Here is a 26,973-nt window from a genome sequence, read left to right on the forward strand (position 1 = left end):
CGCCGTCATCCGAAGGCGGAGGCGGTCCCGCCGGGGATCTCCGCGAGGTGCACCGGCCTGCGCTCCCGGCGCGACAGCTCGCACGCCTCGGCGACGCGCAGCGCCTGAAGGGCCTCGCGCCCGTCGCAGGGGTTGGCCCGCTCGCCCCGCACGACCTCGACGAACGCGTTCAGCTCCGCCTCGTAGGCGGGGCCGAAACGCTCCAGGAAGCCGGTCCAGGGCTTGTCCGCGGCGGGTGGACCGGTCGGCTCGGTGGACGCGATCGGCGTACGGTCGTCCAGGCCGACCACGATCTGGTCCCGCTCCCCGGCCAGCTCCATGCGCACGTCGTAGCCGGCCCCGTTCAGCCGGGCACCGGTGACCGTGGCGAGCGTGCCGTCGTCGAGGGTGAGGAGCGCGGCGCCGGTGTCGACGTCGCCCGCCTCGCGGAACATCGGGGGCCCGGCGTCCGACCCGGCCGCGTAGACGTCCGCCACCTCCCGGCCCGTCACCCAGCGCAGCACGTCGAAGTCGTGGATCAGCGTGTCCCGGTACAGCCCGCCGGACACCGGCAGCCACGCCGCGGGCGGCGGCGTCTGGTCACTGGTCAGCGCCCGCACGGTGTGCAGCCGCCCCAGCCTGCCGGAGCGCACGGCCTCGCGGGCGCCCCGGTAGCCGGCGTCGAAGCGGCGCTGGAAGCCCATCTGGAGCACCGTCCCGGCCGTCTCGACCTCGGTGATCGCGCTCAGGGTCCCGGGCAGATCCAGCGCGATGGGCTTCTCGCAGAACACCGGCAGGCCCGAGCGTGCTGCCCGACCGATCAGTTCGGCGTGGGCCGACGTCGCCGTCGTGATCACCACGGCGTCCACGCCCCAGCGGAAGATCTCCTCCACGCCGGGCGCGGCCGTCTCGCCCAGCCGCTGCGCCAGTTCCTGGGCCCGCGAGGCGTCCGCGTCCGTGAGGATCAGGGAGCCCACGTCGCGGTGCCGGCTGAGCGTGTTCGCGTGGATCCTGCCGATGCGGCCCGTACCGATGACGCCGATGCGCATGGAAACAAAGTGCGTGCACAGCCCGCCCCTGTCAATCGGAATGTCCGGACAATCTGACTACACAACTTCCCGTCAACAACGCACGGAGCTACGCTCGGCCCGTGCCGAAACCAGAAGTGGACCCGACCGTGCAGCTCGAGCTGAGCGTGGACCGCAGCTCTCCCGTGCCGTTGTACTTCCAGCTGTCCCAGCAGCTGGAGGCCGCGATCGAGCACGGCACGCTGACCCCCGGCAGCCTGCTGGGCAACGAGATCGAACTCGCCGCCCGGCTCGGCCTGTCCCGGCCGACCGTCCGCCAGGCCATCCAGTCGCTCGTCGACAAGGGCCTCCTCGTCCGCCGCCGCGGCGTGGGCACCCAGGTCGTGCACAGCCAGGTCAAGCGCCCGCTGGAGCTCAGCAGCCTCTACGACGACCTGGAGGCGGCGGGCCAGCGCCCGGCCACCAAGGTCCTCGTCAACACGCTCGTCCCCGCCTCCGCCGAGGTCGCCGCCGCACTGGGCGTCGCCGAGGACAGCGACGTCCACCGCGTGGAACGCCTCCGCCTCGCCCACGGCGAGCCCATGGCCTATCTCTGCAACTTCCTGCCCCCCGGCCTCATCGCCCTCGACACCGCCCAACTGGAGACCACGGGCCTGTACCGCCTGATGCGCGCGGCGGGAATCACCCTCCACAGCGCCCGCCAGTCGATCGGCGCCCGGGCGGCCACGACGGCGGAGGCGGAACGACTGGCGGAGGAGGCGGGCGCCCCGCTGCTCACCATGCAACGCGTCACGTTCGACGACACGGGCCGCGCGGTCGAGTACGGCACGCACACGTACCGACCGACGCGCTATTCCTTCGAATTCCAGTTGCTCGTGCGTACTTAAGGGGCGCGGGGAACTGCGCGAAAGGCCCCCACGCACCCGCAGTCGGCACTGATCCGCACCACCCCTCTGCTCCGCACCCTGCCTCCCCGTGAGGCAGAATCGGCGACGATGAGCACCTACCGCGACTTCACCGCCCCCATCGGCTCCCGCCGTGCCACCGTGCTCCGCACCGTCGGCACCCGGGAGCGCCGCTCACACCTGACGGCACCCCGTGTACCGACGGTCGGCATCGACATCGGCGGTACGAAGGTGATGGCGGGCGTCGTCGACGCCGACGGCAACATCCTGGAGAAGGTCCGCACGGAGACGCCGGACAAGTCCAAGAGCCCCAAGGTCGTCGAGGACACCATCGCCGAGCTGGTCCTGGACCTCTCGGACCGGCACGACGTGCACGCCGTCGGCATCGGCGCGGCCGGCTGGGTCGACGCCGACCGCAACCGCGTGCTGTTCGCCCCCCACCTGTCCTGGCGCAACGAACCGCTCCGCGACCGCCTCTCGGGCCGGCTCTCGGTACCGGTCCTCGTGGACAACGACGCCAACACCGCCGCCTGGGCCGAGTGGCGCTTCGGCGCCGGCCGCGGCGAGGACCACCTCGTGATGATCACGCTGGGCACCGGCATCGGCGGCGCGATCCTGGAGGACGGGCAGGTCAAGCGCGGCAAGTATGGCGTCGCCGGCGAGTTCGGCCATATGCAGGTCGTGCCCGGCGGCCACCGCTGCCCGTGCGGCAACCGCGGCTGCTGGGAGCAGTACAGCTCCGGGAACGCCCTGGTCCGCGAGGCGCGCGAGCTGGCCGCGGCCGACTCGCCGGTGGCGTACGGGATCATCGAGCACGTCAAGGGCAACATCGGCGACATCACCGGCCCGATGATCACCGAGCTGGCCCGCGAGGGCGACGCCATGTGCATCGAGCTGCTCCAGGACATCGGCCAGTGGCTCGGCGTCGGCATCGCCAACCTCGCGGCCGCCCTCGACCCCTCCTGCTTCGTCATCGGTGGCGGCGTCTCGGCCGCCGACGACCTGCTGATCGGCCCCGCGCGCGACGCCTTCCGCAGGCATCTGACCGGGCGCGGCTACCGCCCCGAGGCCCGTATCGCCCGGGCCCAGCTCGGCCCCGAGGCCGGTATGGTCGGCGCCGCCGATCTGGCCCGGCTGGTCGCCCGCCGTTTCCGGCGCGCCAAGCGCCGCCGCGTGGAGCGCTACGAGCGCTACGAGCGGTACGCGCAGTCCCTCCGCAGCACCCAGGAGACGCCGTGACCGCCTCCCTGCCGCACCAGGGCTCGTGGCCGGACGGCGAGGAGCGCCCGGCCGAGGACCACCGCCACATGATCCGCCGCCGGGCGCTCACCCTGCTGATCATCGTGCTGCTCATCGGCGTTCCGGCCGGCTACCTGGTGATCTCCGCGAACCAGAGCCGGGACAGCGGCAAGGACAAGGAGGCGAAGTACTCGGCCACCGGCCTGACCGCGGGCTGGCCGTCCAAGCTCCAGCGCCGGATCTACCAGGTGCCCGTCCCGCACCCGGCCTGGCACGTGGCGTACTACGAGACCAACAACTGGAAGACCAGCCGCCTGTACGCCCAGTTCGAGACCAACGCGGCCGGTCTGGACGCCTATCTGACGGGCCTGGGCGTGACCCGGGCCGACCTGGAGAAGGGGCACATCACCATCGGCGCCCGCGACCGCAAGATCACCGGCTGGAAATTCCCCGGTGGTCCCGGTGGTGACGCGTGGTACGGCTTCGTCCACCGGCAGAAGAACCCCGCACCCACGCACGACGTGGTGGTGGACCTGTCCAACCCGGCGTATCCCTGGGTGTACGTCGTCTCCCGGACCGTGCCCTGACCCGCGGCCCGGCTCGGGCGGCGCGGCCGCCGGGGCCGATTGTCAGACCCCGCCCGTAGAGTCGGAGACAACTGATTCCGACACGCGGGGCGGGAGGTGACAGGACGTATGGGCGACACGGCTGCGGTGGCCGAGCGGGCGGGGGACGCCACGGTCCCGGTCCGGCTCCCGGCCGTCTTCCTGCCCGCACCCCTCCCGCGCGACGGGCGCATCGCCTTCTGGGACCCCGCGGGCGAGCCCCTGCCCGCCGAGCTCACCGATTTCACGGAGGACACCGAGCTCACGGTCGTACGACGGCACGGCGCCGCGGTCCGGCGGCGGACCACCCCGGCGCTGTCCCTCCCGCTCGACGAGGCCCTGCCGCTCCTGGTGCGCGCCCGGCACGACCCGGCGGCCCACCCCGCCACCGCCTGCTGGGGCGCCGCCGCCCTGCACGCCCTGCGGCTGACCGCGCGCGGCCGGCTGCTGCCCGGCCTGACCCCCACGGGCCACGACGCCTGGCGCGCCGGCCCGCTGGACCCGGACGACATCGCGCACCTGCGCGCGGTCGCCGCCGCCCTGCCCTACGAGGGACACGCCGTCCCGCTGCCCGGCCCGGGCCCGATCCGCCTGCCCGAACCGGAAGCGCTGGTGCGCGCCTTCCTGGACGCGGTCGCCGACACCCTGCCGCGCACCCCGGCCGCACCCCACGCCACCGGCAGGCCCTTCGCGGCCCGCGACGCCCAGTACCTGCCGAAGGCCCACGACTGGGCCGCCGAGGTCGCCGCCGGCATGGACGCCGGCGTGCGGATCTCGCTCCGGCTGGACCTCTCGGCGTACGACCTGTTCGACGACGCCTTCGCCGGCGCCGCGCGCAGCGCCGGCGCCGCGGTCGTCCAGGTGCACAGCCTCGCCGACCCCACCCTCGTCGCCGACGCGGCGGCGCTGTGGGCGGGCGAGGCGGACGACGCCTTCGGCCCGCGCGCCCGCGTGGACGCGGCCCTCGCCGTCCGCCGCGCGGCCCGGGTCTGGCCTCCGCTCGACCGGCTCTGTGACCAGGACGTGCCCGACGTGCTGGCGCTGACCGAGGAGGAGCTGAGCGACCTGCTCGGAGTCGCGGCCACCCGGCTCGCCGCGGCCGGCGTCGCCGTGCACTGGCCCCGGGACCTGGCCCAGGACCTCTCGGCCGCCGCGGTGGTCCGGCCGGCCCCCGGCTCGGCGACCGACGGCACCGGCTTCTTCGAGAGCGAGGACCTGCTCCAGTTCCGCTGGCAGCTGGCGCTCGGCGGCGACCCGCTCACCGAGAGCGAGATGGACGCCCTCGCCGAGGCCCACCGCCCGGTCGTCCGGCTGCGCGACCAGTGGGTGCTGGTCGACCCGGCCCTCGTCCGCAAGGCCCGCAAGCGGGACCTGGGGCTGCTCGACCCGGTCGACGCGCTGTCCGTCGCCCTCACCGGCACCGCCGACGTGGACGGCGAGACGGTCGAGGCCGTACCGGCGGGCGCGCTGGCCACCCTGCGCGACCGCCTCACCGCGGGAGTGCGCCCGGCCGCACCGCCGCCAGGCCTGCACGCCACCCTCCGCGACTACCAGCTGCGGGGCCTGGCCTGGCTCGACCTGATGACCTCCCTCGGCCTCGGCGGCTGCCTCGCCGACGACATGGGCCTCGGCAAGACCGTCACGCTCATCGCCCTGCACCTGAAGCGGGCCCGCCGCGAGCCGACCCTGGTGGTCTGCCCGGCCTCGCTGCTGGGCAACTGGCAGCGGGAGATCACCCGTTTCGCACCCGGCGTCCCCGTCCGCCGCTTCCACGGCCCGGACCGCAGCCTGGAGGGCTTGGACGGCGGTTTCGTCCTCACCACCTACGGAACGATGCGCTCCGCCGCCCCCGTGCTGGCCGGGCAGGCGTGGGGCATGGTCGTCGCCGACGAGGCGCAGCACGTCAAGAACCCCTACTCGGCCACGGCCAAGGCGCTGCGCACGATCCCGTCCCCCGCGCGCGTGGCCCTGACCGGCACGCCCGTCGAGAACAACCTCTCGGAGCTGTGGGCGCTGCTCGACTGGACCACCCCGGGTCTCCTCGGCCCGCTGAAGTCCTTCCGCGCCCGGCACGCCCGGGCCGTGGAGAACGGCGAGGACGAGGAGGCCGTGGAGCGCCTGGCCCGTCTGGTCCGGCCGTTCCTGCTGCGCCGGAAGAAGTCCGACCCGGGCATCGTCCCCGAGTTGCCGCCCAAGACGGAGACCGACCACCCGGTGCCGCTCACCCGCGAACAGGGCGCGCTGTACGAGGCGGTGGTGCGCGAGTCGATGCTCGCCATCGAGACCGCCGAGGGCATGGCACGCCGTGGCCTGGTGCTGAAGCTCCTGACGTCGCTGAAGCAGATCTGCAACCACCCGGCGCTGTACCTGAAGGAGGAGCCCGCCCGGGCCGGCGGCGACCGGCTCGCCGCCCGCTCCGGCAAACTCGCCCTGCTGGACGAGCTGTTGGACACGCTGCTCGCCGAAGACGGATCCGCCCTGGTCTTCACCCAGTACGTCGGGATGGCCCGCCTGATCACCTCTCACCTGGCCACCCGGGCGGTCCCGGTCGACCTCCTCCACGGCGGCACACCGGTCCCGGAGCGGGAGCGCATGGTCGACCGCTTCCAGGCCGGCTCGACCCCGGTCCTGGTGCTGTCCCTCAAGGCGGCGGGCACCGGCCTCAACCTCACCCGCGCGGGTCACGTCGTCCACTTCGACCGCTGGTGGAACCCGGCCGTCGAGGAACAGGCCACCGACCGCGCCTACCGCATCGGCCAGACCCAGCCCGTCCAGGTCCACCGCCTCATCACCGAGGGCACGATCGAGGACCGCATCGCCGAGATGCTCCAGGCCAAGCGTGCCCTCGCCGACGCGATCCTCGGCTCCGGCGAGTCGGCCCTCACCGAACTGACGGACCGTGAGCTGTCCGACCTGGTCTCCCTGCGGAGGACACCATGACGCCCAGCCCGGCCGACGAGGCCCGCCGGGCCTTGCGGGCGGCCCGGGAGCAGGCACACCGGCCCCCGGAGACGCCCTCCCCTCCCCACCCGGCCGAGCGACCCACCGACCAGGAGGAGACCCCCCGCCCGGCAGACGTGGCCCGCGAGGCACTGCGCAGGGCGATCTCCGCGCACCGTCGTGGGGAGGGGGCGGCGGGCGATGGCGCCTCGGAGGGCAGGGCTGGGCCTGCCGGGGCAGACGGTGCCGGCGAGTTGGATGGGGCCGAGGGTTCTGGCGTCTCTGAGGGGGCGAAGGGCTCTGGGGCCGCTGGTGACTCTGACCGTTCCGGGTGCCCCGACGGGTCTGACCTTTCTGGCGTCTCGGCTGTGTCGGAAGCTTCCGACAGCACGGGTGCACCCCACGGGCCCGGCGCCTCGGGTGAGCTTGACGGTCCGGGCGCCGCGGGCTGGTCTGAGAGTCCAGGCGCGTCGGCCGGGTCCGACGGTGTCGACGACCCGGGTGGGTCGCGAGGTTCCGGCGCCTCGGGTGGGTTGCAGGGTCCCGGCGGCTCGGCTGGGCCTGACGGTGCCCGCACCACGGGTGGATGGGAGGGTTCCGATACCCCGGGCTCGTCGGAGGAGTCCGGCGCGCCGGGTGAGGCTGAGGCTTCCGGCGCCCCGGGTGGGCCGGACGCTTCCGGTGCCCCGGCCCGGCCGGACGGTGCCGGCGCCCCCAACGGGCCGGACCGTTCCCGTGCCCCGGGCGAGTCCCCGGCCCGGACGCCCTCGGCCGGTGCTGCTGCCGCCGCGCAGGACCAGCCCGCCGCCGCACCGGCGGACACCCCGGCCGTAGGCGACGACGAGGGCCCGGGTCCCCGCGCTGCGGACATCGCGCGCGAGGCGCTGCGTGCGGCACGGCAGGACGCGCGGCGGGCTCGGGAAGAGGCCGAGAGTGCGGGACGCCGGTCGCGGCACAGCCGTGGGGACGCGCGGCCCAGGGCCGGTCGGCAGGCGCGCGGGCACGCTGCCGGCGGGGGAGTGCGGGACGTACGGAAGTTGCTGGCCGACGCATTTCGCATGCCCGCGGACACGGACGAGCCGGACGCGGCGCCCCAGGGCCCTGACGAAACCGCCCAGCAGCGCCCACCCCACGGCATGGCCGACTCGCCGTACAGGCACGGCCCAGCCGAACCCACCCTCACGCCCACTTCCTCGCCCACCCCGTCCGAGACTCCCCGGATCCCCCACTCCATGGCGGCCCCCGACCGCGACACCGAGCTCCGCCGTACCTTCCCCGCCTTCCCGCCCCGGGACCCGGACGGCAAGGGCTTCGCCGAGAGCTGGTGGGGAAACGCGTGGGTCGCCGCGCTGGAGCAGGGCGCGCTGGACGCCAAGCGGCTGGAGCGCGGGCGGGGTTACGCCGGGCAGGGGCATGTCGACGCCATCACCGTGACGCCCGGCCTGGTGCTGGCGTACGTGCGGGGCAGCCGTCCGCGCCCGTACCGCGTGCAGGTGCGGCTGCGCACGCTCGGCGACTCCGACTGGGAGCGGTTCCTGGACGCCGCCGCCGACCGGCCCGGGCACATCGCGGCACTCCTCGACAAGGAGATGCCCCGGTCCCTCGCGGACTGCGGCGTGCCCCTGCTGCCGGGCCCGGGCGATCTGGAACCGCGGTGCAGCTGCCCCGACCGGGGCCACCCCTGCAAGCACGCCGCCGCCCTCTGCTACCAGACCGCGCGGCTGCTCGACGCCGATCCCTTCGTGCTGCTCCTGCTGCGCGGCCGGGGCGAACGCGAGCTGCTCGACGCGCTGTCCCGGCTGAGTGCCACCCGTGCGGCGCGCGCCGCCCAGGACAGAGGACCGGCGCCGCTCCCCGGCGTGCGGGCCGGTGACGTCGTCGCCCCGCGCGCCCTCCCGCCCCTGCCCGCGCCGCTGCCCCCGCCCCCGCACCCCGAGCAGCCCCCGGCCTACCCGGCGGCCCCCGGCGGCCCGGACCCGTTCGCGCTGGACCAGCTGGCCACGGACGCCGCCGCGCGGGCCCACGCGCTGCTCACGACGGGCCGTGACCCGGTCGGGCAGCTGACGCTCTGGGAGGACGCGGTCCGCCTGGCCGCGGCCCGCCCCGGCTCGGGGCTCACCGCGGGCACCCGGGCGCTCTACTCCTCCCTCGCCTCAGCGGCGGGCCGCACCCCGTCCGAGCTGGCCCGCGCGGTCGCCGCCTGGCGCCAGGGCGGACCGGAGGGCCTCGCCGTATTGGAGGAGCCGTGGGATCCGCCGGCCGGCCGGTTCGACCGGGCCCGTCCGCTGCTCCTCGCCGCCGACCTGCCCGCCTTCCGCCCCTGGCGCAACCACCTCACCCACCCGCAGGGCCATGTCCAGCTCCGCCTGGGCCACGACGGCCTGTGGTACGCCTACGAGTCCGAGCCGGGCCACGAGGACTGGTGGCCCCGAGGCACCCCCGACCTGGACCCCGTCGGCGCCCTGACGGGCCTGGGCATACCGAGCGACCTCTGAGCGCCTGCGGGCAGCCGCCTCACCGCGCCTGATGTGCCGGACGCCTACGATCCGTCGCGGCCCATGGCCTTGCGGACAGCATCGCGTGTGCGCTCCATCAGGGCGGTGACCGGCCCGAGCGCCATGTTGGCCGTGGCGGACTCCACGCGCGGATGGGGCCGGGTGGGCGCCATGGCCTCGGCTGCCTTCACGCCCTTGGCCAGGGAGGCGAGCGTCGCGGTGTCGGCGCCGCGCCGGATGTGGATGAACACAGCAGCCAGTTCACCGCTTTCTGCGCTGCGCCTCGATGTAACGCGTCTGGGCCAGCTGCCGTTTCACCTCGGGATCGACGGTGTTGCGGGCCAGTTGGTGACTGAACATGATCGCCTCGACCTCGATGCCGTTCATCGTGATGATCCGGCAGCGGGTGTAGGGGGCACAGTGATCGGGGTCGATCGGAGCGACGTTGAGCTCTCGCCAGTTCCTGATCTGACGGTCCAGTGGGATACCGCGCTGTTCCAGGGGGGGTGAAGGTCACTGTGCCTCCAGGGCGGTTGACGGTGCCTACGCAGGTCCCCCGCGACGAGGAGATCACTCGCCGTAAGGGGGGTGAGTGCCAGCCATGCTTGACCGCGTGGGCTCCGGGCCGCGGCTCCCGCGCCGAACCGGTCCCGCGGCGGCACTCGACCAGCGGCACCCTCCGCTGAGGGCGTCGGCGGCACTCCGGCGAGGACGCCCCGCACCCGGTCGGCCGGTGCTGATCACGCGTCGGCCAACAGGTCGCTCTCCTGTACGGCCGCCATGGACAGCGTCTTGTACCCGACCTGCTCGAACAGCACGACGAGGCGGTCCTCCTCCACGCGCATGACCATGCCCGTGCCCCATTCGGCGTGGCGGACCCTGTCGTGGGGCTCGTACGGCGCACGGGCCCCTGGCGCGGTGGAGGATTCCCGCCGCCCGGCCCCGGTGCGCCGGCCGTCGTCCCGCTCGCACACGTCGCACCGTCCGCACGGTTCGTCGAGCTGCTCGCCGAAGTAGCCCAGGAGGTACTGACGGCGGCAGGACGGCGTCTCCGCGTACCCGCGCATCATCTCGATACGGGACCGGTCCGTCCGGCGACGCCGCTCGAACACCTGCTCCGCCCTTTCGACGGCCTCGTCCGCCGTACGGCCGGGAAGGGCCCGGACCGCGCGGCGCCTGCCCTCGACGGACAGGGCTCCGGCCTCTTCCAGCAGGTTCAGCAGCTCGGTGGCCTTCCGGCGCGACAGGTCACAGAGCTGCGCCACCCGGGTGCGGCTGTGCGGGACGTCTTGGCCGAGCAGTGCGGTCATGATCCGGCGCAGCCCGTCGAGGTCCAGGGACCGGGCGGTGAGGAACTTCTGCAGTCCCAGGTCCTCCGGGCGGTAGAAGAGCACGGCCTCCGCCGGTTCCCCGTCCCGCCCGGCGCGCCCGATCTCCTGGTAGTAGGAGTCCAGTGACTCCGGGACGGACGCGTGGGCGACGAACCGTACGTCGGGCTTGTCGATGCCCATCCCGAACGCGGAGGTGGCCACGACCACGGCGGGCCGGCCGGCCAGGAAGCCGTCGTGGACCCGCCGCCGCTCCGCCGCCTTCATCCCCGCGTGGTACGCCTCGGCGTCCACGCCGTCCTGGCGCAGTCGCGCCGCATGGGTTTCGGCGTCCTTGCGGGTGGCCGTGTAGAGGATGCCCGGCGCGCGTGCTCCGGCCGCCCAGTGGGCGACGGCGCCCCGTTTGGCGGCGTCGTCGGTGAACGTGCGCACCGCCAGGTGGATGTTCGGCCGGTCGGTTCCGGCTGTCACGACACAGGCGTCGCGCATGTGCAGGTGCTCGACGATGTCGGCCTGGACAGGGGCCGCGGCCGTCGCCGTCAGAGCGAGCACCGGCGGACGGCCCAGGCGTTCGGCCACCTCGCCCAGGCCCAGGTAGTCGGGGCGGAAGTCGTGCCCCCACACGGAGACGCAGTGGGCCTCGTCGACGACGAACAGCGAGGGGCCCAGCTCACGCAGCCGCTTCAGCACACTGTCCTTGGCCAGCTGCTCCGGGGACAGGAAGAGGTACTCGGCAGCGCCCTCCCGGACGGCCCGCCAGCCCCTGTCGGTGGCCGACTCGGGCTGCTCGGAGTTCACGGCCACGGCGTCCGGTGCCGCGCTCTCCCGCAGTCCGGTGACCTGGTCGCGCTGCAAGGCGATCAGCGGCGACACCACTACGGCGGGGCCGCCCAGGACGACGGTCGGCACCTGATAGATCGCCGACTTGCCGGAACCGGTGGGCATGACGACCAGTACGTCACGGCCATCGAGCAGGGCCCGCATCGCCTCCGTCTGCTCGGGCCCCAGGTCGCTCCACCCGAAGCGCTCCCGCGCGACGCGGCGCAGCTCCCCGGTCCGGTCGTGCCCGCCCGCCTCCGACCGGACCTTCGAGCTCCCCGTGCGCCGGGACATGGCACGAAGCCTCCTTCACGGCCCCGAGACCCCCTCGCGAGCCCTGCCCGGGTACCCCGCCCGGCTGCCGGGATGCGGGTGGGTCAGCTCAGCGGAGTCCGGAATCTCTCCGGTGCGAGGGGGGCGGGCGGTGAGCCGTCAGGCGCGTCGCCGGGCCCACAGGGGGGTGACGAATCCGATGAGGACGGCGGCGATGCCGATCTGGAAGACGTGGCGGATCCAGTCGATACCGCCGGTGTCGCGCACACCGAACGCGGTGGCGAGCGCGTTGCCGGCGACGGCACCCACGATGCCCATGAGAACCGTCAGCCACAGGGGGATGGGCTGACGTCCGGGAACAACGAGCTTGGCCAGCAGGCCGATGATGAGCCCAGCGATGATCGCCCACAGGAACGACACGACAACTCCTTCCATTCGTTGCCCTTTTCGGGCATGACTCCGTGTTCCCGCCGAAGGCCGCCATAAGCGTGTCGCCCTGGGCTGAACAGCGGTGCGCTGAACTCCATCGGCTCCGGCCCGGTTGCGGTCGCCGGCGAGCCCCTGTCTCATGAGCGAGCGGCCACCCCACATGACGGAGCGGGCGGCCCGACTCCGCCCGGGGCCGCACGGGAGGCGGGATGTCAGGACGGTGGTACGGCCCCGGCGTGGTGGCGGTGGTGGTCCTCGCCACGGCCGGCGCCTGTGGAACGCCATCGGAGCGGCGCGACGGCGTCACCGCGCAACTGACGCGCTTCGAGCGGGCGCTGGACGCCGGACAGCGGCAACGACTGTGCGCCGCCCTCGCACCGTCCACCCGGGAGGAACTCGAGCAGTCGGCCAAGCGCCGCTGCGCCCAGGCGATCGGCGAGCAGAGCCTTCCGGCGGCGGGCGCCGTACGCCGCGTTGATGTCTACGGCGAACAGGCCCGGGTGGTGCTGGATCACGACACCGTCTTCCTGGCGCACTTCCCCACGGGGTGGAAGGTCACCGCGGCCGGGTGCCGGCCCCGGCCGCAGCGCCCGTACCAGTGCGAGATCAAGGCCGGGTGAGAAGACCGTGAGGACGCTGTTCGCCGGAACACTGCTGGTGATCGTGGTCGGCCTGGCGTACTTCATGACGCTGGGACTGATGCACCGGTGACCCCCGCACCGGAGCACGGCGGGGACACCGCACCGCCCCGGCGCCGGGCGCGGCGCTTTCTCCGCCACAACGGTCTCGGTCTCTTCTTCCTGACGACGTTCCTGCTCGCCCTCGCCGGACAGGCCGTGGCGGGACACGCGGAGTTCAACAACCAGCTCGTCTCGGACGGCATGGCACCCCTCGACTTCGGCGCCTACCTCGCTTCCTCGGATTTCGCCGTCGACGTCACGGAGAACTGGCAGTCGGAATACCTGCAGTTCTTCCTCTACATCTTCGCCACCGTCTGGCTGCTGCAACGCGGCTCACCGGAGTCCAAGGAACTGGACAGGGCCGGTACCGAGTCCGACCAGGACCAGATGGCGGGGCGTCACGCCAAGGAGGATTCTCCGCGCTGGGCCGCGGCCGCGGACTGGCGGGGCCTGGTGTACTCCCGCTCCCTGGGGCTGGTGATGGGCACCATCTTCCTGCTGTCCTGGCTGACCCAGTCCGTCGCCGGTGTCGCCGCCTACAACGAGGAGCAACTGCGCCGGCTGCAAGCGCCCGTCAGCTGGGCGCAGTACCTGTCGGCCGCGGATTTCTGGAGCCGAAGCCTGCAGAACTGGCAGTCCGAACTGCTGGCCGTCGCCTCCATGGCCGTCCTCTCCATCTACCTGAGGCAGCGCGGATCGCCGGAGTCGAAGCCCGTGGGCGCGTCCGACTCCGCCACCGGCGTCGAGGGCTGAGCACGCGGGGCGGAGGCGACGAGCCCGGTGTGTGGGGGATGTGGGCGGGTACCGACACGACACAGCTTGTGTGGTCGGAGGTCGGGATGCGTCTTTTCCACAGCCGTCCTACCGACCCCGGGTACCGCCGCCTGCGCCACGGACGCGGCTTGCGCTACCTGGACACCCACGGGGAGCCGCTGCGCGATCCCGAGGAGCTGGCTCGGATCCGGGCACTGGTCATACCGCCGGCCTGGCGGGACGTGTGGATCTGCACCAGGGCCAACGGGCATCTGCAGGCCGTCGGCACGGATGCCGCCGGACGCCGCCAGTACCTGTACCACCCGCAGTTCCGTGCCGAACAGGAGCAGGCCAAGCACGAGCACGTGCTCGATGTCGCCGAGGCCCTGCCCGCGGTGCGCGAGGCCGTCGAGGGGCATCTGAGCGATCGGGGGCTGACCCGGCAGCGGGTCCTGGCCACGGCCGTGCGCCTGCTCGACCTCGGCTTCTTCCGTATCGGCAGCGACCGCTACACCGAACAGAACAGCAGCTACGGCCTCACCACGCTGCTGCGCGAGCACTCCCGCTGCCACGCCGGTGCGGTCCTGTTCACCTACACCGGCAAACACGGCAAGGAGATCGTCCAGACCATCGCGGACCCGGCCGCCTGTCGCAGCCTCACCGCGTTGCTGCGGCGCCGGGCCGGCGGTGACCGGCTCCTGGCCTACTGGGAGGGACGCGCCTGGCACGACCTGAGCGGCGATGACGTCAACGCGTACCTCAGGGAACTCGCCGGCCTGGAGATCACCGCCAAGGACTTCCGCACCTGGCACGCCACCGTCATGGCGGCTGTCGCGCTGGCCGTCTCACAACCCGTGGCGCGCAGCGAGACCGCCCGGCGCCGGGCCATCGCCCGGGCGGCGCGCGAGGTCGCCGGGTATCTCGGCAACACGCCCGCGGTCTGCCGTGCCTCCTACATCAACCCACGGGTGATCGAGCTGTACGAGGAAGGCGTGACGGTCTCCGCGGCGCTGTCTCATCTCGGCGACGAGGGCCCGTACGGCATCCCCGCCACCCACGGACCCGTCGAACGGGCGGTGCTGCGCATGCTCCGGAACGGAGACCCGCCCGAGGGGTGAGAAGGAGGCGGCGCGCTCGCGTCTCACTGAATGCGCCGGGCGATCCCGGTCGCCCTTCCCATCAGCCATTCGAGCGGCCCCCGCCGGCAGAAGCGGGACCATACGGTGGCGAGGACGGTGACGGACGCGATGAAGCCGAGCAGGGTGTACAGGGGCGGGACGGTCGCTTCCTCGGTGTTCAGGAGCCAGATGGCGACGATGTGGTAAACGTACGCCGTCAGCGACATCGAGCCGACCACGATGACGGGCGTGGCCAGGCGGCGCAGCCGGGGGAAGGCGTCCACGGCGGCCAGGCACGCGGTGATCACCAGGATCGCCACACCCGTGGCGGCCACGATGGACAGGGTCGCCTCGCTGTGCGGGGCGGAGGCCAGCATCCCGGCGGGGGTGTCGCCGAAGATGCCGATGCTGTCGGGCGATACGGACGACACGGACGACATGCCCGGTCCCTCTTCGGCTTTCCGGACGGCTTCGGCGGCACCGGGTACGAGCCGCACCGCCAGCCAGGAACCGCCGTAGCCGGTGACGGCGAGGGCGACGCCGGTGAGGGCGAGGCGTATCCGGACCGCCGTGGCGGCCAGGTCGCAGCGGGCGACGGCCATACCGGCGATGACGAACGGAACCCAGGTCAGGGCCGGATAGCCGCCGGTGAAGAACAGCGAGACGGGGCCGTCGGCCTGGCCGTAGGAGAGGAACACGCGGCCGCCGACCACCGGCTTCAGCGCGTACAGCAGCTGCGCCCCTGCCGGAATGAGGGGCGTGCTGCCGGGCTGTGGCTCAGGCGTCGATGATGACGGGGATGATCAGGGGCCTGCGGCGGTGGGTGCGGAACGCCCAGTTCGCCACGGCGCGGGCGAGGAGTTGTTCGAGTTGGCGTGCGTCCCCGACGCCTTCCTCGGCCGCGGTGGCCAGGGTTTTCTCGATGACCGGGATGACCGGCTCGAAGGTGGCGTCGTCATGGACGAAGCCCCGGGCCAGGAAGTCGGGGGCCTCGGCGAGAGCGCCGGTGTCCGCATCGACGATCGCCACCACCGTGACCACGCCTTCCTCCGCGAGGGTGAGGCGGTCCTTGAGGGACGCCTCGGTCGCGCCGCCGACTTCCATGCCGTCGACGTAGACGTTGCCGGCGGGGACCTTGCCGGTGATGGACGCGCGCCCGTCGACGAGGTCGACGACGACGCCGTCCTCGGCGATGACGACCCGGTCGGGGTCGACGCCGGTGCGGATGGCGAGGTCACCGTTGGCCCGCAGATGGCGCCATTCGCCGTGCACGGGCATGACGTTGCGGGGTTTGACGATGTTGTAGCAGTAGACGAGTTCGCCGGCGCTGGCGTGCCCGGAGACGTGCACCTTGGCGTTGCCCTTGTGGACCACATGAGCGCCCCACCGGGTGAGTCCGTTGATCACCCGGTAGATGGCGTTCTCGTTGCCCGGGATGAGGGAGCTGGCGAGCAGGACGGTGTCGCCCTTGCCGATGCGGATCTGGTGGTCGCGGTTGGCCATGCGTGACAGCGCGGCCATCGGCTCGCCCTGGGAGCCCGTGCACACCAGGGTGATCTTGTGGTCCGGGAGCTTCTCCAGCTCCTTCGTGCTCACGACCAGACCGGAGGGGACCTTCAGGTAGCCCAGGTCGCGGGCGATGCCCATGTTGCGGACCATCGACCGGCCGACGAAGGCGACCTTGCGGCCGTGCTGGTGGGCGGCGTCCAGGACCTGCTGGATGCGGTGCACATGGCTGGCGAAGCTGGAGACGATGACCCGGCGCGGCGCGGTGCGCATCACCTGCTCGATCGCCGGGTTCAGCTCACGCTCGGAGGTGGTGAAGCCGGGTACTTCGGCGTTGGTGGAGTCGGTGAGGAACAGGTCCACGCCCTCCTCGCCGAGGCGGGCGAAGGCGCGCAGGTCGGTGATGCGGTCGTCGAGAGGGAACTGGTCCATCTTGAAGTCGCCGGTGTGCAGCACCATCCCGGCACTGGTGCGGATCGCGACCGCGAGACTGTCCGGGATGGAGTGGTTGACCGCCACGAACTCGCAGTCGAACGGCCCGAAGCCGCGCCGGTCGCCCTCCCGTACCCGCACCGTGCGCGGCCGGATGCCGTGTTCCTTGAGCTTGGCCTCCAGGAACGCCAGCGTCAGCTTGGAGCCGACGACGGGAATGTCGGACCGCTCGCGCAGCAGGTACGGCACGGCGCCGATGTGGTCCTCGTGGCCGTGGGTGAGCACCACCGCCACGATGTCGTCCAGCCGGTCCCGGATCGACGTGAAGTCCGGCAGGATGACGTCCACGCCGGGCTGGGTCTCCTCGGGGAACAGCACGCCGCAGTCGACGATGAGCAGCTTGCCGGAGTGCTCGAAGACGGTCATGTTGCGGCCGATCTCCCCCAGGCCGCCCAGGGCGACGACCCGCAACCCTCCTGCGGGAAGGGGCGGGGCGGCTTTGAGTTCGGGGTGTGGATGACTCATACCTCGACGTTACCCGGAGAGCGGGACGGGATGATCCATCGCCTGCGTGATCTCTTCCTCCGGACGGAGCTGCGCGTACGCAGTCGGTGCCCCGGAACGACCAGTACGGTCAGGATGCGCCCGAGCGTGCGCAATGCGGTGCCGCCGAGGCAGACCGAGCCCAGGTCGCTGCATGGCACAGCCACAATCGGTCCACGGATACGATGAATCAATTCGCCGGAATAATGTTCCATGGAAGATGACGCCGTGGTTGATCTGAAGCTGGTGTTCCACGACCTGGTCCAGTTCGAGATCGCGCTGTGGAATGCCGTCGATGCGCGGCTGCGCGCCGATTGCGACCTTCAGCTCACCTGGTTCGAGGTGATGCAGTTGCTCGCGAGGCGCTCGGAGTGCCGGATCCAGGACGTGGCGGAGGAGTTCGGGATCACTGTCGGCGGCACCAGCAAGGTGGTCGACCGCATCGAGGCGGCCGGTTACTGCCGACGGCGCGCCAATCCGAACGACCGGCGCTCGTCGCTCGTCGAGCTCACGCCCGAGGGACGTCGCCTGGCGGACAGGGCCATGGAAGTCTTCGAGGCGGAGCTTGAGACGCGGGTCGGTTCCGTGATCCCTGAGCAGGACCTGGAGAGGTTCGCCGCCACGCTGAGCGCGCTCCGGGCGGGTGGGGCGCAGCCGGGGTGTGCGGTGAGTGCAGGTCAGGAGTCGGCGTAGTGGACGTTCGCTCTTGACCTTCACCGGGCGTCGTGTATCGCCCATGTATGGCCGCTCCCTAGCGTGACGCCGGTGGAGGCGCTATGTGGGGAATGATCACCGGTCAGCTGCGCAGACAGTCCGTGCGGACGTTGACGTTGCTGGTCGGTGTGCTGGTGGCCACGGCCGGGTTCACTCTGCTGACCGGGTCCGTGGAGACCTCGCGGCTGACGGTGAAGGCGTCCGCCGACGCCAACTTCCGTGCCGCGTACGACATTCTCGTGCGGCCCGCCGGTGCGCGGACCGGGCGCGAGGAGTCCGTCGGGCAGGTGCGGCCCAATTTCCTGTCCGGGCAGTTCGGTGGGATAACTCCCGGTCAGTGGCGGGAGATCGCCGGCCTACGAGGGGTGGAGATCGCGGCTCCCGTGGCGATGCTCGGCTATGTGCAGGCCGGGACGCACGCCCAGGTCGATGTCACCGGGCAGCTCGACCCCGCGGCCGATCGGCAGATGCTGCGGCTGCGCAACACCTGGACCACGGACCGGTCGCTGAGCAAGGCCCAGGACCCGGGTTCGGTGTACGTCTACGTCACGAGCAATCCGGTCGTGCTGCCGGATGCCACATCGACGGCCAAGGACCCGAGTTGGAAGAGTCTGTACACCTACCGCGGACGGCACCTGACCGAGGTCGGTGACGCGCTGAGCCGGGGGGACAGCCCCTGCGACGATGGTGAGATGCCTCCGCTCGAGGTGCTGCCCGGAGGGAGGTTCGAGCCGCTGTGTGCCATTCGTACGGTCTCCTCGTACGGCGGTGGCGCGGTCAATGACCAGCTCGACCCCGCCCAGCGCAGCGAACTCGTCGTCGTGCGGCGGCATGCGGACGGCACCTTCACCAGCGGGACGGACGTGTCCAACCGCACGACCTCCCGCCGCGCGGTGGTCGACATCGACTGGTCGATGACGCTGCTGCTCGCCGCCGTCGATCCCGAGCAGGAGGCCCGGTTGGTCGGGGTGGACGGGGCGATGGCCTCCGGCCGGTATCTGAAGGACGGTGAGAAGCCCGCCATGGACACGCAGGGCGGGTCGCGGTTCGAGGACATCCCGCTGATCAGTACGGACCGTCCCTATCTGGACGAGCAGTTGAGCACGTCGGTCTCACGCGTCACAGAAACGCTTCCGAAGCTTTCCGGGCGGGGCGCCAAGGAGCTGCGCGGTCTGCTGGCCGGGCTGCCCGTCAGCCCCGGGGCGACCACGCGCGCCGACGCCGACACCGTGTTCCGGCGGTCGGTCGCGGACGGCACGATCGACGTCAACCCCTTCGTCGTCCTCCAGGCCGGAGCCCCCCGTTATGCGGCCGGCGGGGGAGTGCTGCGGCCCGCGCCCGTCGCATCGGACAGCGGTGAGCTGTGGCGGCAGTCGACGTACGGCGGCGACCTGCCGGCGTGGTTCGTTCAGGACACGGCGTTCCGGCCGGTGACCAGGCTGCCCGGAACCGACGCGAGCCAGGACCACTTCCCGCAGTTCAGCGTGGTCGGCACCTACGCCGTCGAGCGCCTGAAGGGCTTCTCGAAACTGTCCGAAGTCCCCCTGGAGACCTACCGGCCGCCCGCCGCCCGCGCCGCCGACGAGGCCGCCCGCGCCGCACTCGGCGGCCAGGCGCTCGCGCCCAACAGCAACCCGGGCGGCTACCTCGCCACCCCGCCGCAACTGCTCACCACCCTCCAGTCGGTGGAGTCCGTCACCGGCCCGGACTCCCCGCGTGCGAAGGACCCGATCTCCGCGGTGCGGGTCAGGATCGCCGGTGTTCACGGAACGGACAAGGCGTCCCGGGAACGTATCCGCGCGGTCGCCGAGGCGATCACCGCCCGCACCGGGCTCGACGTGGACATCACAGCGGGTTCCTCCCCGGCGCCGCAGCACGTGGCACTGGGGGAGGGCAAGTTCGGGCGGCCCGCGCTCGCGCTGAGGGAGAACTGGACCGCCAAGGGCACCGCCGTCGCACTCGTCGAGGCCGCCGACCGCAAGAGCGTGCTGCTCTTCGGCCTGGTGCTCGGCGTGTGCGCGCTGTTTCTCGGCAACGCCGTGGCCGCCTCCGTACGCACCCGGCAGCGCGAACTGGCCGTCCTCGCCTGCACCGGCTGGACGGGCGCCCGCCTCGCGGGACTTGTCCTCGGTGAGGTCGCCCTGGTCGCAGCCGTGGCCGGTGCCGCCGGTGCCGGGGCCTCGTTCCCGCTGGGCTGGGCCTTCGGCCTCGACGTCACCGTGGGGCGCGCGCTGTTCGCGATACCGCTGGTGGTGGCCACGGCCCTGCTGGCCGGGGCGCTTCCGGCGATACGGGCAGGGCGGCCGTATCCCGCACAGGCGCTGCGGGGCTCGGTGGCCGGGCCGCGGCGGGCCCGGCGCGCCGGGCGCGGACGCACGCTGCTGGGGCTCGCGGTGAGCGGGGCGCTGCGTACGCCGTCCCGTTCTGCGCTCGGCGCGCTGGCGCTCGCGGTGGGGGTGGCAGCGGTCTCCCTGCTCACGGCGGTCATATGGACGTTCCAGGGCGCGGTCCAGGGCACGCTCCTCGGTGAGGCGGTGTCCCTCGAGGTGCGCGGGGTCGATGTGGCCGCGGCCGTACTCACGGCGGCCCTGGGGGTGTTCGCCCTCGCCGATGTCCTCTATCTCGACAGCTGTGAACGGGACGGGGAGTTCGCCATGCTGCGGGCCTGCGGCTGGGCCGACACCGAGGTCATGCGACTGGTCGTCGCGCAGGGTGCGGTGATCGCCGTGGCGGGCGCGGTGCCCGGCGCAGCGACCGGGCTCGGACTGACCGTGGCCTTCACCGGTTCGATTCCGGCGGGGCTGCCGGTGGCGGTGGGCGTGGTCGCGGTGGCGGGAGTGCTGGCGGCCGTGGCGGGCAGCGTCGTCGCGGCCGGGCTCGCGGTACGGCGGTCGCCGGCGGGGCCGTTGGCCGAAGAGGGATGATCCGAGAAGGATGGACAGAGATACGGAGAGGGAGAGAGAACCCTATGGGGGACGGTGCGTCGGTCCGGGTGGAGGACCTGCACAAGAGCTTCGGCACCGGTGACGGGCTGATCAAGGCCGTCGACGGCATCAGCCTGGACATCCCGGCCGGACACAGCGTCGCCCTCGTCGGCGCCTCCGGCTCCGGCAAATCCACGCTGCTGCACCTCATCGGGGCCATCGAACGGGCCGATGCGGGGCGGGTGTGGGTGGACGGCCAGGACGTCACCGCGCTGGGGCGGCGGGCCGCCGCTTCGTACCGGCGCACGGTGGGGTTCGTGTTCCAGCGGTTCCATCTGCTGCCAGGCCTGAGCGCGCTGGACAACGTGCTGGCGCCCGTGCTGCCCCGCAAGGCCGGCTTCGACCGGGACGCACGCGCCCGCGAACTCCTCGCGGCGGTGGGCCTTCAGGGACGGGAGTCGGCGTTGCCCTCGCAGCTGTCCGGCGGACAGCAGCAGCGGGTCGCGGTGGCGCGGGCGCTGATCGCCCGGCCCCGGCTGCTGCTCGCCGACGAACCCACCGGGAGCCTGGACTCGGCGACCGGTGAGCAACTCATGGACTTGGTAGGGGAGTTGGCCGCCGCATCAGGTTGCACGCTTGTGGTGGCCACGCATGACATGGAGGTGGCGGAACGCTGCAGGGACGTGCTGCGGGTACGGGACGGGCGGCTCGGTGAGGTGGCGGGCAGCGGGGCTTGAGATCGGGGCGTGCCCGGTGAGAGGGGCGTACGTGGTCCGCGTATCGGCGATGTATGGCAGGCGTATGCCGTCCCCGTAGCGTCATGGGCGAACGCCGTCGTGACGAGCGACGGCCCCAATTGGGGGTTTTGTGATGCGCACTCTGAACCGACTCGCAGACGTGGTCCTCGGCCGGGTGGTACCGCGCGCCGAGGCCGAGGCGAGCACCACGGAGTACTGGTGCCGCCGCGACACGAGCTGCGGCCCCCAGTACCCCTCCGCCAAGGGGAACTGGCGCCGCACCTGCCAGTCGCCGGGCACGAACTGCACCGCGTGGACGCTCTACTCCTGCTGTTACTGACGCGGTTCCTGTAGTCCGCGGTGCCTCCCCGTGGCATCGGTCGCGCCCGGCCCCCCGTCGCGCCCTGCGGCGGGGGGCCGGGCGTTCGTGCCGAGCACCACCGCGACCACCACGTCCACGGGTACGAGGCCGATGGTCCGCGAGTCCGTGCTCACCGCCGCGTTGTCGCCGAGCACCGCCATGCGCCCGGGCGGCACCCGGCCAGGACACCCGGGAACCCCCGCCGGAACCGGGTCGCCCGGCAACGCCGCGACCCGTTTCACCCACAGCCCGTCCCCGTCCGCGACCGGCCCCACCACACGGGCGCCGTACGGCAGTTGCACCGGCAGGACGACCACCTGGCCCACGCGCAGCCGTCGGCCCGCCGAGCCACTGCGCCGCCCCGGAAGCCCCCCGCCTCCGCCCGGAAGCCGCTCGCCTCCGCCCGCACGACCTCCGATCCGACGGGCCAGGACCACCGCCCCGTCCCGCAGGCCGGGCTCCATGCTGTGCCCCCGTACGGTCACGAGCATCAGCCACCTGCCGAGCACCCGCTTCACCCTGCGACCTCCTGCTCCCGGCCGGGCTCGACCCCCTGAACCCCCGCCACCTCCCGCTCCGGCCCCGACGAGTCCTCCCAGAACCCCGCCGCCTGCCCCCGGAACAGCTCGGCGTACCGTCCCGACGGCAACCTCATCAGCTCCTCGTGCGGCCCTTCCTCCCGCACCGCACCCCCGTCAAGGAGCACGATCCGGTCCGCAGCACGAACCTCGCTCAGCCGGTGCGAGATCAGCAGCCGGGCCCGTCCCTGCCCCAACCCCCTGATCAGATGGGCCACTTCGGCCTGAGCATCCGGATCGAGCCCCGACGTCGGTTCATCGAGCACGAACAGGTCCCGGTCCGCCCGCAGCAACGCCCGGGCCAGTGCGACCCGTTGCCACTGTCCGCCGGAGAGCACGACACCGCTGTCCCGGTCGTTCGCACCGAAGAACCCCCGGGTCAGCATCGTGTCGTACCCGGCCGGGAGACCCGCGAGGACCTGGTGCACCCCCGCCTCGCGCGCGGCCTCGACGACCTCCGGGCCGGGTGCGCCGTCGGGCGTGCGAACGGCCAGCGCCGGATCGCCGAGCGCGATGTTCTCCGCCGCCGTCATCTCGTACGAGACGAAGTCCTGGAAGACGACACTGAGCCTGTCCCGCAGCGACTCGGGCGTGAACTCCCGCAGATCCGTCCCGTCCCACAGGATCCGCCCATGTTCGGGGTCGTAGAACCGGCAGAGCAGTTTGACCAGCGTGCTCTTGCCGGCCCCGTTCACGCCGACGAGACCCACGCTCTCCCCGGCGCGCACCGTCAGCGTCACGCCCCGCAGCACCCACGGCAGATCCGGGGCGTAGCGGAACCACACGTCATCGAGGACGATCCGGTCGAGCAGATGGCCCGCGACCCGCCGCGCCGTGTCGGGCCGTGCGCCGCCCTCGGCCACGGCCACGTACTCGGCGAACACCAGCAGATGCTGATGGCCGTTGGCCACCGCCGTGACCGCCGAGCCGAGTCCGCCCTGTACCGAGGCCACCGCCGCGAGGAACACGGAGAGGTCCCCGACCGTCAGCGTCCCCGCCGACACCCGGCCCACCGCCCACAGCAGTCCGCCGCCCGCGATACCCGAAGCGAGCAGAGTGGGCAGGGAGTTGACGCTCAGCCGGCGTACGTCGAGCCGGTGCCGGATCCGGTTGACGGCCCGCCGCTCGACGAGCATGCGCTCCCGCAGCACATCCCCGATGCCGAACAGCCGTATCTCCTTGGCCGCCGTCGTACCGCCGAGCAGCGTCGAGAAGAACGCCTCGCGGCGTTCGCCGGCCGTGACGCCCGCGAACGCCGCGGCTGTCGCCCGCGCCAGCCGTAGCTCCGCGACCAGCTTTGGTACGGCACCGAGCAGCACCAGTCCCGCCAGGACCGGGCTGACGGCGGCCAGCATCCCGGCGAACCCCACCAGCGTCCACCCCGACCGCAGCACGATCAGCGCGCACTGCACCAGCTGTACGGGGGTGTCCTGGCCGGACTGCTGGGCGAGCCGGAGCCGGTCGAGCCGTACCGGATCCTCGTAGAGGTCCAGGCCCGGATGGGCGTTGACCGCACGGAACAGCCGGTCCTGCGCGGTCAGCGCCACGGCCCGGGTGAGCACGCCCTGGCAGAGATCGTCGACGTACGGCAGGAGCGCGAGCAGCACGCCGATCGCGGCCAGGGCCACGGCGGTCGCGGTGACCTCGCGCGTCCCGTACCCGGTGAGCGAGTCGATCAGCTGCTTGGTCAGCCAGGCCGCCGCGATCGGCCCGGTGGCCTCGACGAGGGCGAGCAGCAGGGTCGCCGCGAGGGCGCGGCGGTGCGCGCCGAGCGCGAGCCGCAGCGCCGTGGCCGCGACCCGGGGCCGGGACACGGGGTGCTGTGCCGGGTGCGTCATACGACCGGCCGGCCCGCGATCCCCGCTTTGGCGATGAGCTCCGGCGGGCTCACCGCCGACCAGCGGATCGCCATGCCGTCGCCGGTGTCGTCGAGACCGCAGACCAGGGGCAGCCCGTCCACCCGGAACGTGGTGATCCACGACTCGACCCAGGGGTCCTTCGGGCCGCCGACGATGACGCGGGCCACCGGGTCCAGGGCCTTCGTGAAACGCGCGTTGTCGTCGTCGGTGCCCTCGGAGAGGACGGCGACGACACGTTCGCTGCCGCCGGGCTCGTCCATGGCCCTCGTGACGACCAGCGGCAGCAACTGCTCACAGGGCTCACAGCCCGGTGCGAAGAAGGCGACGAGCGCGGGCCGGGTGCCGTCCGGTATGTCCACCAGGGCGCCGGCGGTCATCCGGTGGGCGTCGGTGATGCCGGTGACCGGGGCGGGCGCCGCGCCCGCCGGGCGGGCCTCGATCTCCTTGAGCCGGCGGATGACGCCGTACAGGAGAAGGAGATTGAACAGGCCGAGGAGCAGGCCGAGTACGGAGAGACCGAGGGACACAGGGACTCCTACGGGAGGTCGGTGGAGCGAGTGGTGGAGGCGGTGGGCGCCGTGAACAGATCGGCGATGTCGTCCAGGCCGATCACGACGACGGCCAGCACGGCACCCGCGGCCACGGCCACGACCAGCTCGCCGCCCGCTGCCCGCACCGGACCGGAGCCGGTGACGACCAGGGCACCGACGGCGGCCAGCAGCAGTCCGGTGTTCCTGACCAGGTGCAGTACGCCGAGAGGCCGCCCCGTGCGGCCGAAACAGGCGCACGTCACGGGCGGACCGCCGCCCCGTACCGCCCGCACCACGCCGAGGGTGAGCGCGGCAAGGACCAGCGAGGCAAGGAGCAGCCCGATCACACCGGCCCGCGTGCCGGGCAGCAACAGCAGGCCGGCGGACACGCCTTCGGCCGTGACGGTCGCGTACGCGAGCGGGCGGCGCAGGCCCCGAGTGCCAAGACCCATATCGGCGAGCGTGGTGAGGAACGCACGGAATCCGGCGGGCCGTGCCTTGCCCACGGCGGATGCGGCGAAAACGACGGCGACCAGAATGTGGCAGGCCGTCAAGAGCCCGGCGGCCATGGCGCTCACCCCGCGAGCAGCTGCTGATGCAACCGGCCCAGACAGGCATCGGGTTCGGTGCCGAGCTCGCGGCGGAAGACGGTCCGCGCCGACTCGAACGCGTCGGTCACGCGCCCTGGTTCGCCGAGGTGGTGATGGGCGTTCAGGACGAGCAGCCAGCTGCGGATGCGCAGCGGCTCCGCGGCGAGCACCTGCCCCGCCGTACGCAGTGCGGAGTGCGGCTGGCCGACGCCGAGCCAGGCATCGGCCAGATCCTCGGTGGCGCGGATGCGCTCGGCGTCCAGGGTGCGCAGCGGGCCGTCGAGCATGCCGTACCGCTCGACTCCGGGGGCCGCGTGGTCCGAACTCCACAGCGCCAGCGCTGCATTGAGCAGCTCGATGGCCCGGGGCGGGTCATCGGTGACCGCGCTGCGGCCCCGGTCGGCGAGCCGCTCGAACACCAGGTGGTCGACGAAGTCCGGCGCGATCCGGAGTTCATAACCGCCCTGGTGGCTGATCAGCGGGGTGGCCACCGGGAGCCGCCGGCGCAGGAGATGGGCGTACGAGCGCAGGTTCGCGACGGCCGAGCGCGGCGGCTCGCCCGCCCACAGGGCGTCCATCAGGTTCTCCAGGGACACCACGCTCCCCGGCCTGAGCAGCAGCGCGGTGAGCAGCGCGCACGGCTTGATGCCGCGAAGCGGCCCCGGGTGTGCGCTGTCGCTGACCTCGATCGGCCCCAGGATGCGTATCAGCGGTGCCTGCACCTGCGCTCCCCCTCTGTGACGCGTGGTCGGCTTGGGGCACACCGTATTATCGAAGCGCTTCGAAGGTAACCCTGCTGCAACAAGCAGTGGATTGAACGCGCGCTGCTTGATGATGAGTTGAAAAGGCGTCTGATCATCGAAGCGCTTGACCCACCCGAGGGAACACCCCCACCACCACACCTCCTACTGCCGGCTCCTCGGGGAAGTCGACTGCCCCACACGGCGACCGGACGACCACCGACTCCGCAGGCACGGCGGCGCAGCGCGCCCCCCTCACGGTCGACCACCGGCAGGCGAAGGCCCGACGGCTTCCTCACCGGCAACGGCGATTACGGGGGCCGTGGAAGGTTGGCCGGACAGTCACGCGAGCGATGGCCACCGGTCGGCGGCCCACTCCAGCCATCCTGACCACCCAGGAGGCGGACCTCCTACCTCATGTCCATCGAGTTCCGTGGCGTCGGGCTCCTCGAACAGCGTCCTCCAGTGCAAGAGGTCCGTCTCGCTCATCACGAAGGTCTGATCAGGAGTGGTCGACTGGCGATGGGCGATCCGAGCGCGTTGGGTCTCATGGTCCACCGGCACGTACACAAGGTGACAGGACGCGCCCACAGACATCACCAACCAGCGGATCGCGGACCTCTCGTCACGAGACCAGCATCCGAAATCCAGGACCACGTTCGTTCCCAGCCTCAGCGCCTCCAGACCAAGCCAGAGCAGCCGTCCTTCCAGCACATCGCGCTTCCCGGCCGGCTGCGGATCGCCGAACAGCGGGATCATCCACTCATCCGGCGTCAGCCGCAGCGCGCTGTGCTCCTTGGCCAGCTGCCGCGCTCTCGTGGTCTTTCCGGACCCGGGCAGACCGACCGTCAGGAACAACGTCGTCACG

22 protein-coding genes and 3 pseudogenes are annotated in these 26,973 nt (G+C 72.5%); 12 read left to right on the top strand and 13 right to left on the bottom strand.

The window, feature by feature from the left end:
- Positions 1–5: 5 nt before the first annotated feature.
- Entirely contained in the window at positions 6–1,028 is a 1,023-nt protein-coding gene (locus tag QF034_RS33390) for a Gfo/Idh/MocA family protein (RefSeq protein ID WP_307178418.1), read from the bottom strand.
- Between the two features lie 128 nt (positions 1,029–1,156).
- Here QF034_RS33390 and QF034_RS33395 point away from each other — a divergent pair, with 128 nt between their 5' ends.
- The 5 genes and pseudogenes from QF034_RS33395 to QF034_RS33415 form a co-directional block, all read left to right on the top strand.
- Positions 1,157–1,894 (top strand): GntR family transcriptional regulator, encoded by a 738-nt coding sequence (locus QF034_RS33395; protein ID WP_307180034.1) that lies wholly within the window; start codon positions 1,157–1,159, stop codon positions 1,892–1,894.
- Positions 1,895–2,002: 108 nt separating this feature from the next.
- Positions 2,003–3,151: an ROK family glucokinase gene (locus QF034_RS33400; protein ID WP_086562791.1), complete on the top strand. Its 1,149-nt coding sequence runs from the start codon at positions 2,003–2,005 to the stop codon at positions 3,149–3,151.
- Entirely contained in the window at positions 3,148–3,738 is a 591-nt protein-coding gene (locus QF034_RS33405; protein ID WP_307178419.1) for a sugar kinase, read from the top strand. The genes QF034_RS33400 and QF034_RS33405 overlap by 4 nt, the downstream gene beginning before the upstream one ends.
- Positions 3,739–3,846: 108 nt before the next feature.
- Positions 3,847–6,696: an SCO1167/SCO6262 family helicase gene (locus QF034_RS33410; protein ID WP_307178420.1), complete on the top strand. Its 2,850-nt coding sequence runs from the start codon at positions 3,847–3,849 to the stop codon at positions 6,694–6,696.
- A gap of 1,217 nt (positions 6,697–7,913) precedes the next feature.
- Positions 7,914–9,191: pseudogene (locus tag QF034_RS33415) on the top strand (SWIM zinc finger family protein); the annotation flags it as partial.
- 44 nt (positions 9,192–9,235) lie between these two features.
- On the opposite strand, the gene QF034_RS33420 reads toward QF034_RS33415, so the two are convergent.
- The 4 genes and pseudogenes from QF034_RS33420 to QF034_RS33435 all read right to left on the bottom strand — a co-directional run bounded on the left by QF034_RS33420 (position 9,236) and on the right by QF034_RS33435 (position 12,031).
- Entirely contained in the window at positions 9,236–9,442 is a 207-nt protein-coding gene (locus QF034_RS33420; protein WP_370880903.1) for a hypothetical protein, read from the bottom strand.
- Positions 9,442–9,692 (bottom strand): annotated as a pseudogene (locus QF034_RS33425) (hypothetical protein); the annotation flags it as partial. The pseudogene QF034_RS33425 and the gene QF034_RS33420, both read right to left, overlap by 1 nt.
- Before the next feature lie 239 nt (positions 9,693–9,931).
- Positions 9,932–11,632, bottom strand: coding sequence for a RecQ family ATP-dependent DNA helicase (locus tag QF034_RS33430; RefSeq protein ID WP_307178422.1), 1,701 nt, complete (start codon positions 11,630–11,632; stop codon positions 9,932–9,934).
- 138 nt (positions 11,633–11,770) lie between these two features.
- Complete coding sequence (locus QF034_RS33435; protein ID WP_307178423.1) at positions 11,771–12,031, bottom strand: GlsB/YeaQ/YmgE family stress response membrane protein; 261 nt, start codon at positions 12,029–12,031, stop codon at positions 11,771–11,773.
- 218 nt (positions 12,032–12,249) lie between these two features.
- Here QF034_RS33435 and QF034_RS33440 point away from each other — a divergent pair, with 218 nt between their 5' ends.
- The 3 genes from QF034_RS33440 (at position 12,250) to QF034_RS33450 (ending at position 14,591) form a co-directional block, all read left to right on the top strand.
- On the top strand, positions 12,250–12,660 hold the full coding sequence (locus QF034_RS33440; protein WP_307178424.1) for a hypothetical protein: 411 nt from the start codon (positions 12,250–12,252) through the stop codon (positions 12,658–12,660).
- A gap of 87 nt (positions 12,661–12,747) precedes the next feature.
- The gene (locus tag QF034_RS33445) at positions 12,748–13,473 is read left to right on the top strand and encodes a DUF6766 family protein (protein WP_307178425.1); all 726 of its coding nucleotides are present in this window, start codon (positions 12,748–12,750) and stop codon (positions 13,471–13,473) included.
- Positions 13,474–13,559: 86 nt separating this feature from the next.
- The gene (locus tag QF034_RS33450) at positions 13,560–14,591 is read left to right on the top strand and encodes a DNA topoisomerase IB (RefSeq protein ID WP_307178426.1); all 1,032 of its coding nucleotides are present in this window, start codon (positions 13,560–13,562) and stop codon (positions 14,589–14,591) included.
- Positions 14,592–14,614: 23 nt separating this feature from the next.
- Here the strand turns inward: QF034_RS33450 and QF034_RS33455 are convergent.
- Together QF034_RS33455 and QF034_RS33460 are read right to left on the bottom strand one after the other, a co-directional pair.
- A pseudogene (locus tag QF034_RS33455) lies at positions 14,615–15,334 on the bottom strand (DUF418 domain-containing protein); the annotation flags it as partial.
- Positions 15,335–15,368: 34 nt separating this feature from the next.
- The gene (locus QF034_RS33460; protein WP_307178427.1) at positions 15,369–17,054 is read right to left on the bottom strand and encodes a ribonuclease J; all 1,686 of its coding nucleotides are present in this window, start codon (positions 17,052–17,054) and stop codon (positions 15,369–15,371) included.
- A 231-nt stretch (positions 17,055–17,285) separates the two neighbouring features.
- Between QF034_RS33460 and QF034_RS33465 the strand changes: the two genes are divergently transcribed.
- The 4 genes from QF034_RS33465 to QF034_RS33480 all read left to right on the top strand — a co-directional run bounded on the left by QF034_RS33465 (position 17,286) and on the right by QF034_RS33480 (position 21,787).
- Complete coding sequence (locus tag QF034_RS33465) at positions 17,286–17,765, top strand: MarR family winged helix-turn-helix transcriptional regulator (protein ID WP_307178428.1); 480 nt, start codon at positions 17,286–17,288, stop codon at positions 17,763–17,765.
- A 92-nt stretch (positions 17,766–17,857) separates the two neighbouring features.
- On the top strand, positions 17,858–20,710 hold the full coding sequence (locus QF034_RS33470) for an FtsX-like permease family protein (RefSeq protein ID WP_307178429.1): 2,853 nt from the start codon (positions 17,858–17,860) through the stop codon (positions 20,708–20,710).
- Between the two features lie 44 nt (positions 20,711–20,754).
- Positions 20,755–21,447 carry an ABC transporter ATP-binding protein gene (locus tag QF034_RS33475; RefSeq protein WP_307178430.1) on the top strand — a complete coding sequence of 231 codons (693 nt, stop codon included), beginning with the start codon at positions 20,755–20,757 and terminating at the stop codon, positions 21,445–21,447.
- 133 nt (positions 21,448–21,580) lie between these two features.
- Positions 21,581–21,787, top strand: a complete 207-nt coding sequence (locus QF034_RS33480) for a hypothetical protein (protein WP_307178431.1) — start codon at positions 21,581–21,583, stop codon at positions 21,785–21,787.
- Here the strand turns inward: QF034_RS33480 and QF034_RS33485 are convergent.
- The 6 genes from QF034_RS33485 to QF034_RS33510 form a co-directional block, all read right to left on the bottom strand.
- Positions 21,781–22,326 (bottom strand): S26 family signal peptidase, encoded by a 546-nt coding sequence (locus QF034_RS33485; RefSeq protein WP_307178432.1) that lies wholly within the window; start codon positions 22,324–22,326, stop codon positions 21,781–21,783. The genes QF034_RS33480 and QF034_RS33485 overlap by 7 nt on opposite strands.
- Positions 22,323–24,224: an ABC transporter ATP-binding protein gene (locus QF034_RS33490; RefSeq protein WP_307178433.1), complete on the bottom strand. Its 1,902-nt coding sequence runs from the start codon at positions 24,222–24,224 to the stop codon at positions 22,323–22,325. Before QF034_RS33490 ends, QF034_RS33485 begins: the two co-directional genes overlap by 4 nt.
- A complete protein-coding gene (locus QF034_RS33495; protein WP_307178434.1) occupies positions 24,221–24,772 on the bottom strand; it encodes a thioredoxin domain-containing protein in 552 nt (183 codons plus the stop codon). Before QF034_RS33495 ends, QF034_RS33490 begins: the two co-directional genes overlap by 4 nt.
- A gap of 8 nt (positions 24,773–24,780) precedes the next feature.
- Positions 24,781–25,344 (bottom strand): MauE/DoxX family redox-associated membrane protein, encoded by a 564-nt coding sequence (locus QF034_RS33500; RefSeq protein WP_307178435.1) that lies wholly within the window; start codon positions 25,342–25,344, stop codon positions 24,781–24,783.
- Positions 25,345–25,349: 5 nt separating this feature from the next.
- A complete protein-coding gene (locus tag QF034_RS33505) occupies positions 25,350–26,087 on the bottom strand; it encodes an AfsR/SARP family transcriptional regulator (protein WP_307178436.1) in 738 nt (245 codons plus the stop codon).
- Positions 26,088–26,447: 360 nt separating this feature from the next.
- The gene (locus tag QF034_RS33510; protein ID WP_307178437.1) at positions 26,448–26,972 is read right to left on the bottom strand and encodes a P-loop nucleotide/nucleoside kinase family protein; all 525 of its coding nucleotides are present in this window, start codon (positions 26,970–26,972) and stop codon (positions 26,448–26,450) included.
- Position 26,973: the final 1 nt, after the last annotated feature.

Source organism: Streptomyces africanus (genome assembly GCF_030816955.1).
Lineage (GTDB): Bacteria > Actinomycetota > Actinomycetes > Streptomycetales > Streptomycetaceae > Streptomyces > Streptomyces africanus.

What these genes read in the sequence shown, in the direction of transcription:
- QF034_RS33390 (WP_307178418.1), bottom strand. Translation starts at nt 1,028, where the DNA reads ATGCGCATCGGCGTCATCGGTACGGGCCGCATCGGCAGGATCCACGCG.
- QF034_RS33400 (WP_086562791.1), top strand. Translation starts at nt 2,003, where the DNA reads ATGAGCACCTACCGCGACTTCACCGCCCCCATCGGCTCCCGCCGTGCC.
- QF034_RS33410 (WP_307178420.1), top strand. Translation starts at nt 3,847, where the DNA reads ATGGGCGACACGGCTGCGGTGGCCGAGCGGGCGGGGGACGCCACGGTC.
- QF034_RS33430 (WP_307178422.1), bottom strand. Translation starts at nt 11,632, where the DNA reads ATGTCCCGGCGCACGGGGAGCTCGAAGGTCCGGTCGGAGGCGGGCGGG.
- QF034_RS33440 (WP_307178424.1), top strand. Translation starts at nt 12,250, where the DNA reads ATGTCAGGACGGTGGTACGGCCCCGGCGTGGTGGCGGTGGTGGTCCTC.
- QF034_RS33450 (WP_307178426.1), top strand. Translation starts at nt 13,560, where the DNA reads ATGCGTCTTTTCCACAGCCGTCCTACCGACCCCGGGTACCGCCGCCTG.
- QF034_RS33460 (WP_307178427.1), bottom strand. Translation starts at nt 17,054, where the DNA reads ATGAGTCATCCACACCCCGAACTCAAAGCCGCCCCGCCCCTTCCCGCA.
- QF034_RS33465 (WP_307178428.1), top strand. Translation starts at nt 17,286, where the DNA reads ATGGAAGATGACGCCGTGGTTGATCTGAAGCTGGTGTTCCACGACCTG.
- QF034_RS33470 (WP_307178429.1), top strand. Translation starts at nt 17,858, where the DNA reads ATGATCACCGGTCAGCTGCGCAGACAGTCCGTGCGGACGTTGACGTTG.
- QF034_RS33475 (WP_307178430.1), top strand. Translation starts at nt 20,755, where the DNA reads ATGGGGGACGGTGCGTCGGTCCGGGTGGAGGACCTGCACAAGAGCTTC.
- QF034_RS33480 (WP_307178431.1), top strand. Translation starts at nt 21,581, where the DNA reads ATGCGCACTCTGAACCGACTCGCAGACGTGGTCCTCGGCCGGGTGGTA.
- QF034_RS33490 (WP_307178433.1), bottom strand. Translation starts at nt 24,224, where the DNA reads ATGACGCACCCGGCACAGCACCCCGTGTCCCGGCCCCGGGTCGCGGCC.
- QF034_RS33500 (WP_307178435.1), bottom strand. Translation starts at nt 25,344, where the DNA reads ATGGCCGCCGGGCTCTTGACGGCCTGCCACATTCTGGTCGCCGTCGTT.